Source organism: Streptococcus sp. GS001 (genome assembly GCF_021595565.1).
GTDB classification, from domain to species: domain Bacteria; phylum Bacillota; class Bacilli; order Lactobacillales; family Streptococcaceae; genus Streptococcus; species Streptococcus xiaochunlingii.
Map to the genome: position 1 here is coordinate 125,929 of NZ_JACSYJ010000003.1, position 16,149 is coordinate 142,077.

The window sequence follows — 16,149 nt, forward strand, 5'->3', positions numbered from 1 at the left end:
TTGCATTGTCGAGCAAGACGCAGTGGTTGAGTGGGTTCTACTACGCTGATTTCATCAGCTTTTATAGCCCTACTCAACTATGCGGAGGTGGGACGACGAAATCGAATTCTAACGAATTACCGATTTCTGTCCCTCTCTCTATTTTTTTATTCTTGAGGATCTTTGGGCAGTTCCATACGGAAGCGCAAGCCCATAGCCGTTTTATCAAATTGGTAGGCCAGTTCTTCATGGTCTAGCAAGTGTTGGACCACGAAGAGTCCCAAGCCGCCTTCCTTCTTCTGGCGACTAGCGGTCATTGGAATTTCAGCGGTCTCTACCATTTCCTGGCTGGTATTTTCAACCGCCAAGTGCGTCCCTTCTTCTTCGAGACGGAGCTGGATCTCTCCACCGGCATCCGAATGCTTGACGGCATTACTAATGACATTTGAGAGGACCAATTTCAGAATGGCTGGGTCCATATAAACTGCTTTGTCAGGGATTTGATTGTCAATCGTGAGCGCGCGGGATTGAGCCAAGACCTTGTACTGGTCGAGGATCTGCTCTAAGACTTGATCCAGCTGGATCCACTCCTTGTCTCCGGCTAGTTCTTGGACAGAGGACAGAGATAGAATTTCCAGGACAATCTGGTTCATCTCATCGACGATATCGAGAGAGACCGACAGATAGCGGTCCCGATCCTTGTAGCGGCCGATCTTATCCCGCATATTTTCTAGGATAATCTTCAAGCTGGCCAGAGGAGTCTTGAGCTCATGCGAAGCCCCTCTTAGAAATTCGACCTTCATCTGCTCCAACTTCAGATTTTCCTGTTTCTGCTGCTCTAGATTGTCGATCACCTCTAAAAGATGGTGATAGAGGTCGTTGATCTGTTGCTTGAGAACGCCGATCTCATCCTGCGAATGAATGGGAAGACTAGCTGTCCGATCCAGCCGTTTCATTCGTTTGGTCATCTGCTTGATCTCCAGGATCGGAGCAGAAATAAGGCGGGCATAGAGATAGGAGGCAATCAGTGACAGAACAAAGGAAGCAAGGAGACTATAGGGAAGAAAGCCCAGACTGATGTCCCGCGCTTCCTTTTGCGAATCGACGGTCGCGAAGAATTGCAAGGTTAAGTCTTTCCCTTCCTTGGTCTGAATCTTTCGCTCTTCAATGACCAGGGAATTGTTCTGGCTATCAGGGTTCAGGAGCAGGTCATCCTTGACCTCTAGGGCATTTTGTTTTTGCTTTCCTTTGATAGACACCTTGATATCATTGGTCTTGGAATAAAGGTCGATGACTGACTCAATGGTCCCTTCTTCCTGGCCCTGGAAACTCTTAGCCAGGGCTTGTGATTTCTTCAAAATCGTCTGGCGCTGGGACTCGATATAGGTCGATGGAAAAATAAAGTAAACCGAAGCATGTAGAAGGATGACTAAGCTACTAAAAAGGGCAAAGGTAATCAGAAAGATTTTTGCAAAGATACTCCGTTTGGTCATGGTCTCTCCAATTTATAGCCGACATTGCGTACCGTAACGATACAGTCCAGCTCCAGTTTTTTTCGTAGTTCCTTGATATAGACATCGATCACCCGGTCAAAAGGAATCTCCTCCGTCTCCTTCCAGACGGCATCGAGGATTTGAGAGCGGGTCCGGGCCTTGCCCTCATGCTGGAGCAAGTATTCCAAGATTTCCAACTCCTTGGCATTCATGGAAATGGCTTGGCCTGCTAGGCTGGCTGTGTAGCTCTCAAAATCCACCCGTGCCTCTCCATAGGTGAAGACCCGGGAAGGTTGAAGCTTTTTAAAAATAGCTTCGATACGGACCTTCAAGAGGGACAAGGAGAAGGGTTTTTCCAGGTAGCCATCTGCCAACTCTCCAAAGGCTGTCAACTTATAGTCTTCGTCATGGAAGGCCGTCAGCATAAGGACAGGGACTGAGCTGGTCTTCCGGATGATCTTGAGCACTTCCAAGCCATTGAGGATAGGGAGCTGGATGTCCAGCAAGACCAGATCTGGTATCTCTCTGAGAAAGAGGTCCAGGGCCTCCTGCCCATCACCTGCTTCAAAGACCTCATAGCCACATTCCATGAGATAGTCGCTCATCCCTTCGCGGATCAGGACTTCATCTTCTACGATTAGTATCTTCATACACTTTCCTTTTATCTAAGAAACTTCTTCTACCTCCTATTATACCCTATTTCTATTTTAGGAAACAATCTCTTATTCGACATCCACCAAGAGTTCCTTTGGTTTCTTATGCAAGAGCCATTGAGAAGAAAGGATGGAAACCAGGATCAAGAGGAGCCCACCGACCAAGACAATCACCAACAATTGGCTCGGTTGGATATCCATATGGATATCAGTCAGGGTCTTACTGAAGCTTTCTGCCTCAGCTCCTCCACCAAGGTTGGCTGCAGAGGATTCTTGAGCCATTTGTTTAGCAATGCCACTGGTTACGTTCTTAAGCACCGTATCTCCGACTCCTTTGGCAAGAAGTCCTGCAACTCCATAGGAGAGGAGGAAGGCTGGGATGGAAATCATGACTAATTCTGCCACGAATTGTCCCGCAATCTGCACCTTAGAAAGTCCTAAAGCCAGCAAGATACCCACTTCTCTGCGACGGGCATTGAGCCACAAGACGAGGAGAAGGGTGAGAAGCAAGCTAGCAAAGATGAGGCTACCGATAAACAAGTAGTCCGCCACTTGGAACATGCTGCTGATCGATTTTTGCAAGGCTGGGTAGTTGGAAGAGCTCTTAACCAAGTCAAAGTAATTCCATGGGATATCCAAGGCTTTGATTTTTTCGATTAATTTATCGAGGTCTTGATCCCCTTTGGCAAAGAAGGTCGCATCCTCATAGGTAGCTGTTTGGACAGTATTGCCATAGAGCTTGGCAGCTGTATCTAGGTCAGAAATGAGGGTATCTTCATACAATTCTTGGGCGTAAGTTAGAGGAGCTTGGTTCTTCCCTGAGAACAGACCTTTAATGGTTACTTCGACAGTTTCATTAGCCCCTTTTTCATTGTCAGCATCGTAGAGATTGGACTTGAGACGCACCTTATCGCCCACCTTGAGACCATTCTTTTTCGCCAAATCTTCGTGCATGAGGATTTGGTTTTTGTCCTTGTCTGTCAGGTGCTCTCCTTGGACCAGCTTGTAGGCTCCAGAGACAAACTTATCTTCTTTAGAAGAGTCATTGACCCCTGTCACCATCAAGGTGTTCTTAAAGTGCTTGGCCCGCTCTGGAGATTGATTTTGCAGGGTTTCTTCAGTCTCAATAATCTCGTGGTCTAGGATATCTGCGATGGCATTGATCCGCTTGATGGAGGAGGTGATCCCCTCTACCTGGCTGATTTTTTCGATATCCTCTCCTCTGAGATTCCCTGCTCCCCGAGGGGTTCCTGGATTGGTCCTGCGGTTAATTTGCATGGAGAAGCTATTGGTGATGGATCCCAGGCTTTCCGATGAAGCTTGTTGGGTCGCTCCTTTCATGGAGAGTCCAATCAAGCTCAAGGTCCCCATGAGGAGAATGATGGCAAAGAGCAAGAGAGACTTGGGCCATTTACGTGTGATATAAGCAAAAGCATTGCGCAACATAGCATTCCCTCCTTACTTGCTCTTCTCAACGAGGCTACGGCGACTCAATTCCAAGACCACATCGGAGGCCTCTGCCACTTCCTTACTGTGGGTGACGACAATGACACATTTTTGGCGTTCCTTGGCCAACTTCTTCAAAATGGCAATAATGTCACCGGCTGTCTGTTCATCTAAGTTTCCTGTCGGCTCATCTGCCAAGATGACAGGTGCTTCTGAAACGAGCGCACGCGCAATGGCCACCCGCTGTTGTTGTCCTCCAGATAATTGCAGGACATTGCGTTTGATTTGCGTTTCGTCCAATCCCAATTCCAAGAGAATCTCTTTCCCAGCCTGTTTGTTAACCAGACGGACATTTTCCAGTGGCGTCAAATAATCGATTAGATTGTAATTCTGGAAGACCAGGGAGACATGGTGCTTGCGGTGGTAGCTAGACCCTTTGGTCTGGATGTCCTCCCCATCAAAGAGAACCTGACCCTTCTTGGGATTGTCCAGACCAGCCAAGAGGGAGAGGAGGGTTGATTTCCCAGTTCCTGACTGACCAATAATACTGTAAAATGTCCCATTTTCGAACTGATAGTTCACATTTGAGAGGATATCTTCACTATAGCTTTGGTAACTATAGGCTACATTCTTGAGTTCTAACATATGTGTCATTTCTCCTTAACTCATTTTTGTTAATATTTCTTTTGGGGTCTTGCGCCAGATCATGCTGGTCGTTACACCGAGCGACAGAAGGATCAAGCACAAGAGGCTAGCATAGGCGATTCCTAAGGAAAGGCCTTGAGGGACTTGGTTGAGCAAGTCTAGGGTCTGCTGTTGACCCGTCTGTCCGACAAACTGCTCTAAGAAACGATGGCTGACCATCCGCCCGATGAGAAAGGCTGGGATCACTGCTAATAAGGATACCAGCACCACTTCCAAGAGGAACTGTCTAAAGATCCGGCCCTTGCTCTTCCCAATGGATAAGAGGACTCCGATTTCATGGATCCGCTCCCGTGTCCAGAGACTGAGTAAGAGCGATAGGGCACCGGCTCCCGTCACCAGGAGGACGATCATCATGATCCGCACCAGGCCTTCTAGGGTCTGAGAGGATTCCTTCATCTGGTCAAAGGCCTTGCGATCTTCGACCACGCGTAGAGACTGCCAATCCAGATCCAAGCTTTTGACCTGCTTCAAGAGGGCATCGATTTTCTCAGGATCTTTGACCCCAAAGGTGACCTGGGTCACTTCTTGCTGACTGAGACCAAGGAGCTTGGTCGCATCCTCATAAGGGAGGTAGACTTGATTTTCACTCAAATCAGAGGTCATTCCTGTGAATTTTTCCTGTTTCTTACCCGAAAAGATCCCTACGATTTCAAATGTTTGCTCTTTGGCGGGAGTCTCTCCCATCTGAAAGCTGGATAAGGTCAAGGAATCTCCGACCTTTAGCTTGTTCTTCTTAGCCAACTCTTGGTGGATCAAGATCTGGCCGCGAGCCTGATCGGATAAGTGCTTGCCTTGCACCAGTTGGAAACTGCTACTCCGGAAATCCAGGTGCTGGTCTGTCTTCTGGGTGAAAACAGCGCCTAGCGCTTGCTTGGCTTCCTGACCCAAATCATCCCGCTCCACCGACTGCTGTCCCGTCACCGCTTCTTTACCAAGAATGCGAACGGGACTTTCATATTGAGGAACCATGCCTCCCACCCCAGCTAGTCGCTGCACCTTTTCAGCCTCCTTCAGCGCAAAGGGAGTATTCCCCTGCTTACTGGTCAGGGCAAAACTGGTCCCAGCCGACTGTTTGATATGTTCCTCCAGCCTTCCTCCTACTTGCATCAGTGAAAAACAGAAATACAAGCAAGAGAGGATCAAGAGGAGAATCAGAAAGAGAACCAGATTCCTCGTTCTTTTTCGAGTAATATAGGCAATTGCCTGTTGTAAGAGCATGAACTCACCCTCCATTTCAAAGCCCACAGCAATACAAAATGGGCGCTTTCATCATTTGTTATAGTTATTATAGAAAAGAAATGTGAAATGTTTATGAAATAGAAAAAAACTCCCCCAGAAAAATCTGGAAGAGCCTTAGCAAGGGGTGGATGAAAAAGTTTAATATGAAAAAGGTCGATAAAAATTAAGAATCAAAAAGTTTTAATTTATTCGATCAAGTTTTTGTCTTTAGACATGTATGTGGGAAGTATTCCCCCCTTGCTCTAGTGTAGAACATTTATCTACTTCCTATATTTTAACGCATCTTTGTTACAAAATAAAGGAATTTGTATTGCATTTTTGTTCCAAATATCGAACAGGCAGGTCACTTCAAAATACCAACTATCTATCCACCAGCTTCAAAGGTTATTCTTCCCTTAACATCACTATATGTAAACAAAAATCCGCACCTCAAATAACTGCTCTGATCCTCATCGGATTGATCTTAGTTTCTTCAAGAAAGGAAACCGAACTGTAGAAAAAACAGGCTTCAGCCAAATTTATTTCACAAACTTTCGTAATATATATAAATATGCATCCTTCTGCCACAAAGAAAAGATTAGAATAATCAGTTCATCCAATGATTGATTGAGGATTGGAGACTTGCCAACCTCTTTGAGCTAGTAAGATGATTAGGCACTTTAGTACCAATCTTTTACACAGGTTACGACGCGAAAAAGGGAGGAACGATACTTTCCTCCCTTTGAGCTAGTAAGACGTTTAGCCAAACCGCCTGATAGCGGTTGGCGTCAAATGATTAGAGGCATAGTCTCAATCAAACACACAGATTACGACAGAAAATAAAGAAGGCCGATAATGCCTTCTTTGTTTTCTTAGTAAGATGATTAGGTAGACCGCGACATAGCGGCTACCGTCCAATGATTCGGTGCTTTAGCACCAATCATTGGTATCAGATTACATCATCCCACCCATCATGCTTGGATCCATAGCTGGTGCTGCTGGAGCTGGTTCTGGTTTGTTGGCTACCACTGCTTCGGTCGTCAAGATAAGGCTCGCTACGGAAGCCGCATTTTGAAGGGCTGAACGGCTCACCTTCACTGGGTCGATAATTCCTGCTTCAATCATGTTGACCCATTCACCTGTTGCAGCATTGAAGCCTGTTCCGACTTCTGCATGTTTCAAGCGATCGATAACGATTGATCCTTCATAGCCTGCATTGTGAGCGATTTGACGTACAGGCTCTTCCAAGGCGCGAAGCACAATGTTGCGTCCTGTCGCTTCGTCCCCTTCCAATTCAAGGGTTGCAACTGCAGAAATAACATTGGCAAGGGCCGTACCACCACCGGCAACAATTCCTTCTTCAACCGCTGCGCGTGTCGCATTGAGGGCGTCTTCGATACGGAGTTTCATTTCTTTCAACTCTGTTTCGGTTGCAGCTCCGACCTTGATGACTGCAACGCCACCAGACAATTTTGCCAAGCGTTCTTGGAGTTTTTCACGGTCAAATTCTGAAGTTGTGGTTTCGATTTGTGATTTGATCACAGCCACACGGTTAGCGATAGCTTCAGGATTTCCTGCACCTTCTACAATGACTGTGCTATCTTTGTCCACTGTCACCTTACTTGCTTGACCGAGCGCCTCGATGGTCGCATCTTTCAACTCAAGACCAAGATCTTCTGTGATAACAGTACCACCTGTCAAGATCGCGATGTCTTCTAGCATAGCTTTGCGACGGTCTCCAAATCCTGGTGCCTTAACAGCTACGACATTGAAAGTTCCACGAATCTTGTTCAAGACAAGCGTTGGGAGGGCTTCTCCATCCACATCATCCGCAATGATCAAGAGTGGACGGTTGCTTTGAAGGATACTTTCAAGCAATGGCAAGATTTCCTGGATGTTTGATACCTTCTTGTCGGTGATCAAGATATAAGGATTTTCAAGGTCTGCCACCATTTTTTCATTATCAGTGACCATGTATTGAGAGAGGTAACCACGGTCAAACTGCATTCCTTCAACGACTTCTAACTCGGTTTCCATTCCACGAGATTCTTCAATCGTGATCACCCCATCGTTACCCACTTTTTCCATGGCTTCTGAGATGTATTCACCGACTTTTTCAGAGCGAGAAGAGACAGCTGCAACCTGGGCGATAGCCTCTTTATTGGCAACTGGAATGGCATTGTTTTTCAAGGCTTCAACAGCAGTCGCAACCGCTGCTTCAATCCCTCGACGGATACCAATTGGATTCGCACCCGCTGTAACGTTCTTGATCCCTTCACGGACGATAGCTTGGGTCAAGACAGTCGCAGTGGTTGTTCCGTCTCCAGCGATATCGTTGGTCTTAGAAGCAACTTCTGATACCAATTTGGCACCCATATTTTCGAAGTGGTCTTCCAATTCGATTTCCTTAGCGATAGTCACCCCATCATTGGTGATCAAGGGTGACCCAAATGATTTTTCAAGAACCACATTGCGCCCTTTAGGTCCTAAGGTCACCTTAACGGTATCTGCTAGGATATCCACCCCACGGACCATGGCTGCACGAGCATCTGATGAAAATTTAATTTCTTTTGACATACATCTTTCTCCTTTCTGATTCTTTAGGCTTCAACAATGGCAAGAATACTTGCAGTCCCAACAATCGTGTACTTCTCATCGCCGTCTTTCACTTCAACGCCTGCATGATTTTCCACCAAGACCGTATCACCGACTTTGACACTTGGTGCTACCAACTCGCCACTGAGGGTCCGAACTCCCTCACCTACAGCGATAACTTCTGCTGTTTTAGTTTCAGCTTGACTTGCTCCTGCGATGACAAAGCCACCGACTGTTTGTTCTTTTTCTTCTACTTTCAAGACCACTCGGTCTCCTAATGGTTTTAACATGTCATTCCTCCGTTCTTGTATTTTAGCACTCTTCAGCAACGAGTGCTAACTCATGCTTCTATTGTATCACTTGGTCAAAAATAGTCAAGAAAAAAACACCTCAATCTCTTCGAAGTGTTTTCGATTTCTAGCCAACCAAATTTAGTTTTTGTTGGTAAGCTTGGATGACTTTTTGTAAGTTGGCTCGACCACGATACATCCCATACCCCACTAGCAACATCCCTGCTATTCCAATCAGGGCAATCAAGCTACCTAAGATCAAAAATAGGAGGGAAGTCTTGTGAAAGAAATAAATCAGCAGTCCACCAATACTGGCCATGAGAAAGAGCACACTAAACCAGCGACCCAAGTTTTCCAACATATGGCGTTGGTAGCGAATTTCCGTCTCATACCCTTTTATTAATTCTTGTCTGGTGTGCATAGATGCCTCCTTCAATAAAAATTGAGAATGAAGTATTCGTAAAGGAGGTCACGTACTTCATTCTCAATGCTCCGGTTGCAATAAACTGTTTCCAGTTTTCTCTTAGTATTTGAGACCTGGGTCAAAGATTCCAAGAGCTACCCCAGCTAAGGCGATGATGACTAAGAGAAGCATGACCTTGTTTGGTGAGACTTTCTTCTTCGCCATGAGCCACCAGCAAAGCGTGATAAAGGCAGCAGTCAAGAGACCTGGATAGACGCCATCAATCTTTTCTTGGATTTTAAGGAAGGCTTCTCCATCAGCATTTTTGAATTCGAGGGCTGTTGTAACAGAGACCCAAGTCGCTGCTACAGCACCGATGACCATACCACCGACCACACTAATTGCTTTACGAAGGGCTTGTCCTTTTGGTCCTACAAGGAATTCAACAGCCTTGTCCCCTAAGTGATAGCCTTTGAAGAAGGCGAAACGCATGCCTAAGTAGACCAAGAGGTTCCAAACGACGATATAGAAGAGAGCTCCTGCAATGTTTCCGCCTTTAGAAAGACCAAGGGCAATCCCGAGAAGTACAGGAATTAAGGTCCCAACAACCAAGGAGTCCCCAATCCCAGCGATTGGACCCATCAAACCAGCACGCATCCCGTTGATGGTTTCGCCATCTACTGCTTCTCCATTGGCACGCGCTTCTTCCAAACCAGCTGTGATCCCTACAACCAATGATCCCAATTGTGGTTCCGTGTTGAAGAAGGCTGTATAGGTTTGCATGGCTTCTTTTTGTTCTTCTTTGGAATCATACATTTCTTCCACGATTGGAAGCATTGAAGTCAAATACCCAAAGGTTTGCATGTGTTCTTGAGAAAAACAAGTCAAGTGACCATAATACCAATGATGGAATGCTTTGGTTAGCGTTTTCTTTGAAATTTTCTTTTTATCAGCCATCTTAGATATCCTCCTCATCATCGTCAAAGTCATTTACTCCAGCAGGGACGACTTTCATTGTTTTAATCACTTCAAGTTCATAGTAGATCACTGCAAAGATCAATGAAACTACCGCACTCGCTACCAAGTTCAAGCCAAGAGATTTTGCCAAGGTAAATCCAACAAAGAATGGAATGAAGTCTCTTACTTCTGTAACGATTTGCTTCAAGAGGATGGCAATACCGACACATGGAAGAAGGGCACCGACTGTAAAGAGGGCTTTCATCCAGTAACCATCCATTGGAAGGTATTGTTTCATCAAATCCACCATGTTTTCACCGTATTTGGTGATAATCATGGTTGGAAGGAAGGAGAAGAGGAAGTGAGAAATCCATGGGTAAACCCAATCAACTGCGTAGAGTTTTTTGAAGTTTCCTTCTTCAACGGCTTTCCAACCGATATGTTGCCAAAGCAAGTTCATGGTTGCAGTACCGTAGAAAAGAACGGTACCGATAGTCCCAACGGCTGCACCGATTGGGGCTGCTGCCGCTGCAATTGCTGCCTCACCCGTGATATTGTTAGCATGAACAAATAAGATAGAAAGGGGAATTCCGATATAAGAAATAGCCCGTACATCAGCAGATACAGTTCCACCAGGTGTTACCAAGGCGATATAAACGACCTGAAGGGCAACCCCGACCATGATACCGGTTGTCACATCTCCAAGGATTAACCCTGAGATCAACCCACCAACTAGGGGACGACCAAGTGTATAGTTCCCGATACTGGAACCACCCATACCAGGCATTGAAGACAAGCTGGCGAAAATACCAAGCAAGATTGCTTGAATCCATGAAATTGTCATAACAAACGCTCCTTTTGTTTGTAAGTATAGTTTAGTGACGAAGAGCTAGGATGCTCCCCTCTCTAGAATCCGAATTTTGATTTAAAATCATCCCAGTAACCGATGGATACATCTGGAAGCAACTGGAATTTCACCTTGTAGCCTGCAGCCTGAATGGCTTCGATGGCTTCTGCTTCTTCCTGGGTGATGGATTGGTTATTTCCCAATTTCACAGCACCCGGACGGTCATTTGCAGGACCGACAATGATTTCTTTGACATCGCCTGGGACAAACCCTTGGTCTACCAAAATTTCTTTCATATCGATGGGGTTCTTAGTAATCAAGAAATAGCGAGTTTCTGATTCCGTTACTTTGGCAGATTTTTCTTTGAAAGCTTCCTTGGTCCAAACAAAGGTTTTCTTATCTGAAGCCCCTTTATAGGCTTGAATCAAGACCTTGTTGGAAGCTGCTGCGTCGTTGACGGCGATCAAGCCATCACAAGGCTTTTCTTTAGCCCATCGAGTTACTGTTTGACCGTGGATCATACGGTCGTCAATCCGTACAAATGATACTACCATTTTCTAACCTCCCTTAGTTAAATATCATCTTCTTCATCATCGTCACCCTCTACCGGGGCAAGGGTAAATTCTTGCAAGGCTGTGGAAGCTTCGGATAAAATCACCTGGGCTAAATCAGCCCCCTCCATCATGTCCTTCATCACAACTGCTGTCAGCGCCATGGTCAAGTTCATTCCACCTAAGATCAAGGCTGTACTCAGCTTTCCTTGCTCCTCTAGCACTGTCGTTGCCGTTGTCAAAGGACTGCCACCTACAATGTCTGCTAGAACTAAGACAGAGTCCTCATCTGTTAAATGGGAAATCGCCTGACGAAAATCATGAGCAAAATCATCTACCGATTTGCCTTCTTTCAGTCCGACCGCAATCACCTGATCTATCTTATCCCCAGCAAACATTGCCAGCGAACTTTTCAGACCTTCTGCCAGTCCACCATGACTGACCAATACCAGATACTTCATCCTTTCTCCTCCTTTATGATGACCTTATTGTATTGTTTTTAAAAGCGTTTTACTATTGTCATTTGTCACAAAGAAAAGTTGACATCTGTCAATAAAAAAATGACATCTGTCACTTGACAGATGCCTAGTTGCTCTTAACGAAACTTCTCCCGAAGCATTTCCTCAATAATCTTTTGAATTTGAGGCAATTGATTATCAATATCCTTTGCTTTTAGAGCATTATGAATCAAATAATCCAATCGATCCCAGATATCATCGGGTAGGTTGCCAGGAGTACTTAGGACAGCCTTTTTCATAATCTGGTCCAGGGTCCGATTCGTCAAGGAATCAACCCCGAAATCATCCGCTTTAAGAAGGTCCCGACTTTCCGAACTATTGACCACCGAAGGGAGGACAGAGGTCCCCTGCGACTGCCGGAAGAGTTCCTGCTGGACCTGCTGGTCCTGGGTCAAAAATTCCATGAATTCCTTGGCCTCCTTGCTAGCACTGGCCCGAGAAGACAGAGCAAACAAGGACGTATCCACTAAGGTTGACGGAGTTGATCCAGAAGCCCCGGGCATAGGGATACAGGTCCAAGTGAAATTTGAATATTTGGCAACATGATAGGGATAAGGTTTATAAGTTCGGTACTGGGCCAAGGTCATCGGATAAAAAGCGACCTTGCCTTCATCAAAATCCTTAGAAGTAACATTGAAATTCCCATGAAGGGCTTCGAGTTTTTCGACAAAATAGAGCGAGCGCTTCATTTCTTTACTCGTCAGATTAATGTTATCCTGACTGAAAAGCTGGCCACCATGGGCTGCCAAGGCCTCCCTCCAGGTATAATCTGTACTTCCAAACTGATCTAGCTCACCATCTCCATCTGTATCCCGCGTCACTTTTTGACAAATCGTATAAAATTCCTCCAAAGTCCACCCCTCTTTCGGAATAGCAATCCCTTCCTTTTCCAATAAATTTTTATTGACACACATCAAAACAGGATTGCTCTCAAATGGGAGGGCATACTGACGGTTCTTGTATTTACCTGCTTCTAGGGCAACTGGATAAAAATGAGAAGGATCGACCTGTTTGTCCATCAAGGGGGTCAAATCTTCTACCGCCCCACGCGCAGCTAACACCGGGAGCTCAGTACTGGATACCATATATAGATCTGGCTCCTGTCCATGGAGGATCTGATTGGCTAACCAGCTCGCATACTGATTCTTCGGAATTCCGCTTTCGTAGACAATCTTTACCCCTGGATGCGTTTTTTCGAAACGAGCAATCGCTTGGTCCAAGACTTTTTCTTCCGTTTGGGTGGGCACATCCCAGCTAGATCCAGCGTAGACCCCCAAGCGGACAAGCTTAGGCTGACGCTGCCACCAAATCCCTCCAGCAAGTAAAAAAAGAAAAAGCAAGCCTAGAAACAATCTGGAGCCTCGAATCTTACGTATTTTCTTCATCGGCTATCACTTTCTGTTCCAAAATCCTTAGTGGTCACACCTTTTTGAACAGACCAAATAGCCAACTGGGTCCGATCCCGCAGGTTCAACTTAGACAAAATGGTTGACAGGTAATTCCGAATCGTTCCCTCAGACAGGAAAAGTTTGGCTGCGATTTCCTTATTAGACTCCCCAAAACCAACCTGCTGGATAATCCGCCATTCAGTCAGGGATAAGTCGCTCACATATTCTTCAGAAACAGAAATTGTGTAATTACTCTGAGCCATCTGAGAAAAAATCTGGAAAACCTTACTAGCAATATTCGGGTTAATCATGGCTCCCCCATGATAGACAATTTGAATGGCTTGGTAGAGTTCCTCAGTTGAAGCCCCTTTAAGCAAATACCCTGAAGCTCCATATTTCAAAGCACGAAAGATGAAATCATCATCATCAAAAGTGGTTAGAATGATGATTTTAACCTCAGGGAAGCGTTCCTTGACTTCTTTTGTCGCCATCACGCCATCCATCTTGGGCATACGAATATCCATCAATACGACATCAGGTCGATCCTGAGGGATTCTCTCTAGCACCTCATGACCGTCTGCCACTGCAGAAGTCACCTGAATATCTTGATGAGCAGACAAAATAATTTGGAGCGACTCGCGAATCAGTGCCTGGTCATCCGCAATCATTACTTTGATCATAAGACCTTTCCTCCTTTTTCTTTGGGTAATTCAATTCGTGTATAAAATCCATTTCGATTGGCAAATTCTATCCTTCCTCCCAAGATAGAGACCCGCTCTCGCATTTGTTTCAAACCATAGCCGACCTGCAGTTGGTCAAAGCCGACTCCATTATCTTGAAGGATCATGACATAGGCATCTTCCACCAAAAAAGAGATCTTCAGATGGCTCGCATGACCATGGCGGACAGAATTGGTCATGGACTCCTGAATCACTCGAAAGACGGTATCCTCCACCATGACATCTAGATCAACCTCATCCCAGTCATAGCTTAGCTCGACTTGTAGGTGGGAAATAGCTTGGTATTCGTGAACCAATTTCAAAACCGCATCCCTCAAGGTATGATCCTCCAGGGCACCTGGCCGAAGCTTGTTCAAAGAGCCTCGGACGTCCTTAATTCCATCTCGTACCACCGTAGAGACCGATTGAAGCTGGGTCTTGGCACGACCAGGGTCAATATCAATCAGAACCCCAACTGCATCAATCCCCGCCGAAATACCCGTCAAGGCATGGCCCAGAGTATCATGAATTTCCCGTGCTATCCGCTTGCGCTCCCGATCCTCCGCAATCTTTTCCGAAAGGGCCATGTAGCTATTTAATTCCGTATTGACCTGCGAAACCATTTCTAACTCTTTTTCGATCCGATGGTGCTCTGCCACTACCGATAAAATGTAAAAGAGAAGAGAAATAATAAAGACAACCATATTTAAGGAAGCTAGCGCATTTTTAGCAAATAGAATGAGCATCCGAATTGATGAAGGATAGAAGGCGATATAGGTATCTAGCGAAGGCAACTGCACGACTAGAGAAAGGATGTCATAATTGGTCACAAGGAGGACTATGAAACTTAGAAGGATAAAGGCAAACCAGTAGCGTCTGTCCTTGGAACTACTAAACTCTTTCGAACCGTAAAAGATATCGGCAAATACCAAGAGGATGATCCCATTGTAGGAGAAGCTGAGGGCCATCATGACGCCTAGCATCAGCAGTATTTCTAGAATATTCCATTTGTCAAAAACCGACCACTCCTGTGTCCCTTGGCACATCCGATAAAAGGTAATGAGAAGAATCCCTCCAAAGAGAAGGATGGAGAGCCAAAAATTCTTAGCTGGTGAACTCGGTATTTCTCTTAATTGCTCCAATAATTGATAACCCTGCCCCTTGGCAATGATGTAATTGGTCGCATGTAGGTAGAGTGAACTGCTAAATAAAATGGCGATGAAATTAATAATTTTTAATAAAATCAAACTATAACGAATGCCACGAAGCTTGGTCATTACTGCCACCCGTTGACATCGTATCGGTCAACATTATCCTTATCAATCATCTCTACTGGAATCTTATATTGCTCCTTGTAGGATTTACCTGTCCTCATGCACTCAATCACTTGCATCACCTGTCTCCCCATTTTAAGAGGAGATTGAGCAACCGTCCCTTCGATATCATCCGTCGTTGAGAGCAAGACCTTCATATCTGGAGAGCCATCAATTCCATAGATAGAAATCGGCGTAGCTAGTTGATTTTCCTTGATTGCTGCTAGAGCTCCGATGGCCGCTCGATCATTTAAGGCTACGACGGTGTCAAAATCAAGACCGCCTTGAATAACTTGGGAAACAGCTGGCAAGGCCAATTCTGTTTGACCACGAGTCTCTTCTCTCCCAACCACGTGATAGGCAGGCTCCGACTGAATCGTATCTAAGAACCCTTGAATCCGTTGCTCTGCCGATACCGTCCCCTTATGCTCTAAGAGAAGGATTTTCGCCTCATTTTTCTGCTTCATCAGGCGCTGGGCTACCAAGACCCCTGCTTGGTAATTATCTGACACCACACTGGCATCCACCTTGAAGTGGCTGAGCTGACTATCCACTGCAATGATTTTAATCCCTGCCTGTTGGGCCCTCTTCAGGGAAGCAATGATTTTAGGGCTATCTCCTTTTACAGGATTAATCACAATCACATTAACCTTTTGTTGACGAAAATAATCAATCTGTTGACTTTGTTTTTCTTCGTCTAACTCTGGATTACGAACTAGAAGCAAGTCCCCTTTTTCGTCAGCCACTCGTTCAATTTCTGCATTAAGTGTTTGATAGAATTCATTGTTCATGGTCATGTAGGTCACGCCAATCCGCATCTGACCACGTACAGGCTTTAGTTGACTCGCATTCAAGTAGATGACCACTACCACAAAAACCAGGCTCCAAAATATCGTATAGATCATCGCTCGATTGCGCTTCTTTTGAACAGCTTCCTCTTCCAACCCCATCTCTTCTCCTCTTAAAAACGAATTATTTTACAACACCAAACCTTTTCGTTCGTATTTAATATCTTTTATTATAGCATTTTTCACCAAGAGCTTGAAGGACTTACGGAAATGAATGCGTTTTACT

16 protein-coding genes are annotated in these 16,149 nt (G+C 45.3%); all 16 read right to left on the minus strand.

The window, feature by feature from the left end; all coding sequences use genetic code 11:
• Positions 1–146 precede the first annotated feature (146 nt).
• On the minus strand, positions 147–1,472 hold the full coding sequence (locus tag H8S88_RS07400; protein WP_125335701.1) for a sensor histidine kinase: 1,326 nt from the start codon (positions 1,470–1,472) through the stop codon (positions 147–149).
• Positions 1,469–2,122, minus strand: coding sequence for a response regulator transcription factor (locus tag H8S88_RS07405; protein WP_125335699.1), 654 nt, complete (start codon positions 2,120–2,122; stop codon positions 1,469–1,471). Before H8S88_RS07405 ends, H8S88_RS07400 begins: the two co-directional genes overlap by 4 nt.
• Positions 2,123–2,194: 72 nt before the next feature.
• The gene (locus tag H8S88_RS07410; protein WP_048789497.1) at positions 2,195–3,571 is read right to left on the minus strand and encodes an ABC transporter permease; all 1,377 of its coding nucleotides are present in this window, start codon (positions 3,569–3,571) and stop codon (positions 2,195–2,197) included.
• 12 nt (positions 3,572–3,583) lie between these two features.
• On the minus strand, positions 3,584–4,216 hold the full coding sequence (locus tag H8S88_RS07415; protein WP_009731296.1) for an ABC transporter ATP-binding protein: 633 nt from the start codon (positions 4,214–4,216) through the stop codon (positions 3,584–3,586).
• 15 nt (positions 4,217–4,231) lie between these two features.
• A complete protein-coding gene (locus H8S88_RS07420; RefSeq protein WP_048789496.1) occupies positions 4,232–5,494 on the minus strand; it encodes an ABC transporter permease in 1,263 nt (420 codons plus the stop codon).
• Positions 5,495–6,448: 954 nt separating this feature from the next.
• On the minus strand, positions 6,449–8,071 hold the full coding sequence (gene groL, locus H8S88_RS07425; RefSeq protein ID WP_048789495.1) for a chaperonin GroEL: 1,623 nt from the start codon (positions 8,069–8,071) through the stop codon (positions 6,449–6,451).
• A gap of 23 nt (positions 8,072–8,094) precedes the next feature.
• Positions 8,095–8,379, minus strand: a complete 285-nt coding sequence (groES, locus tag H8S88_RS07430; RefSeq protein ID WP_048789494.1) for a co-chaperone GroES — start codon at positions 8,377–8,379, stop codon at positions 8,095–8,097.
• A 127-nt stretch (positions 8,380–8,506) separates the two neighbouring features.
• Positions 8,507–8,800 carry a hypothetical protein gene (locus H8S88_RS07435; protein WP_048789493.1) on the minus strand — a complete coding sequence of 98 codons (294 nt, stop codon included), beginning with the start codon at positions 8,798–8,800 and terminating at the stop codon, positions 8,507–8,509.
• Between the two features lie 102 nt (positions 8,801–8,902).
• The gene (locus tag H8S88_RS07440; RefSeq protein WP_042361448.1) at positions 8,903–9,757 is read right to left on the minus strand and encodes a PTS system mannose/fructose/sorbose family transporter subunit IID; all 855 of its coding nucleotides are present in this window, start codon (positions 9,755–9,757) and stop codon (positions 8,903–8,905) included.
• A complete protein-coding gene (locus H8S88_RS07445) occupies positions 9,741–10,583 on the minus strand; it encodes a PTS mannose/fructose/sorbose/N-acetylgalactosamine transporter subunit IIC (protein ID WP_048789492.1) in 843 nt (280 codons plus the stop codon). The genes H8S88_RS07440 and H8S88_RS07445 overlap by 17 nt, the downstream gene beginning before the upstream one ends.
• A gap of 62 nt (positions 10,584–10,645) precedes the next feature.
• Complete coding sequence (locus H8S88_RS07450) at positions 10,646–11,140, minus strand: PTS system mannose/fructose/N-acetylgalactosamine-transporter subunit IIB (RefSeq protein ID WP_006595112.1); 495 nt, start codon at positions 11,138–11,140, stop codon at positions 10,646–10,648.
• A 17-nt stretch (positions 11,141–11,157) separates the two neighbouring features.
• Complete coding sequence (locus tag H8S88_RS07455) at positions 11,158–11,598, minus strand: PTS sugar transporter subunit IIA (RefSeq protein WP_048789491.1); 441 nt, start codon at positions 11,596–11,598, stop codon at positions 11,158–11,160.
• Between the two features lie 134 nt (positions 11,599–11,732).
• Complete coding sequence (locus tag H8S88_RS07460) at positions 11,733–13,040, minus strand: ABC transporter substrate-binding protein (protein ID WP_061564661.1); 1,308 nt, start codon at positions 13,038–13,040, stop codon at positions 11,733–11,735.
• Positions 13,037–13,723 (minus strand): response regulator transcription factor, encoded by a 687-nt coding sequence (locus H8S88_RS07465; RefSeq protein ID WP_006595115.1) that lies wholly within the window; start codon positions 13,721–13,723, stop codon positions 13,037–13,039. The genes H8S88_RS07460 and H8S88_RS07465 overlap by 4 nt, the downstream gene beginning before the upstream one ends.
• Entirely contained in the window at positions 13,720–15,039 is a 1,320-nt protein-coding gene (locus tag H8S88_RS07470) for a sensor histidine kinase (protein ID WP_125335697.1), read from the minus strand. The genes H8S88_RS07465 and H8S88_RS07470 overlap by 4 nt, the downstream gene beginning before the upstream one ends.
• Positions 15,039–16,025 (minus strand): substrate-binding domain-containing protein, encoded by a 987-nt coding sequence (locus H8S88_RS07475; protein WP_125335695.1) that lies wholly within the window; start codon positions 16,023–16,025, stop codon positions 15,039–15,041. Before H8S88_RS07475 ends, H8S88_RS07470 begins: the two co-directional genes overlap by 1 nt.
• Positions 16,026–16,149: the final 124 nt, after the last annotated feature.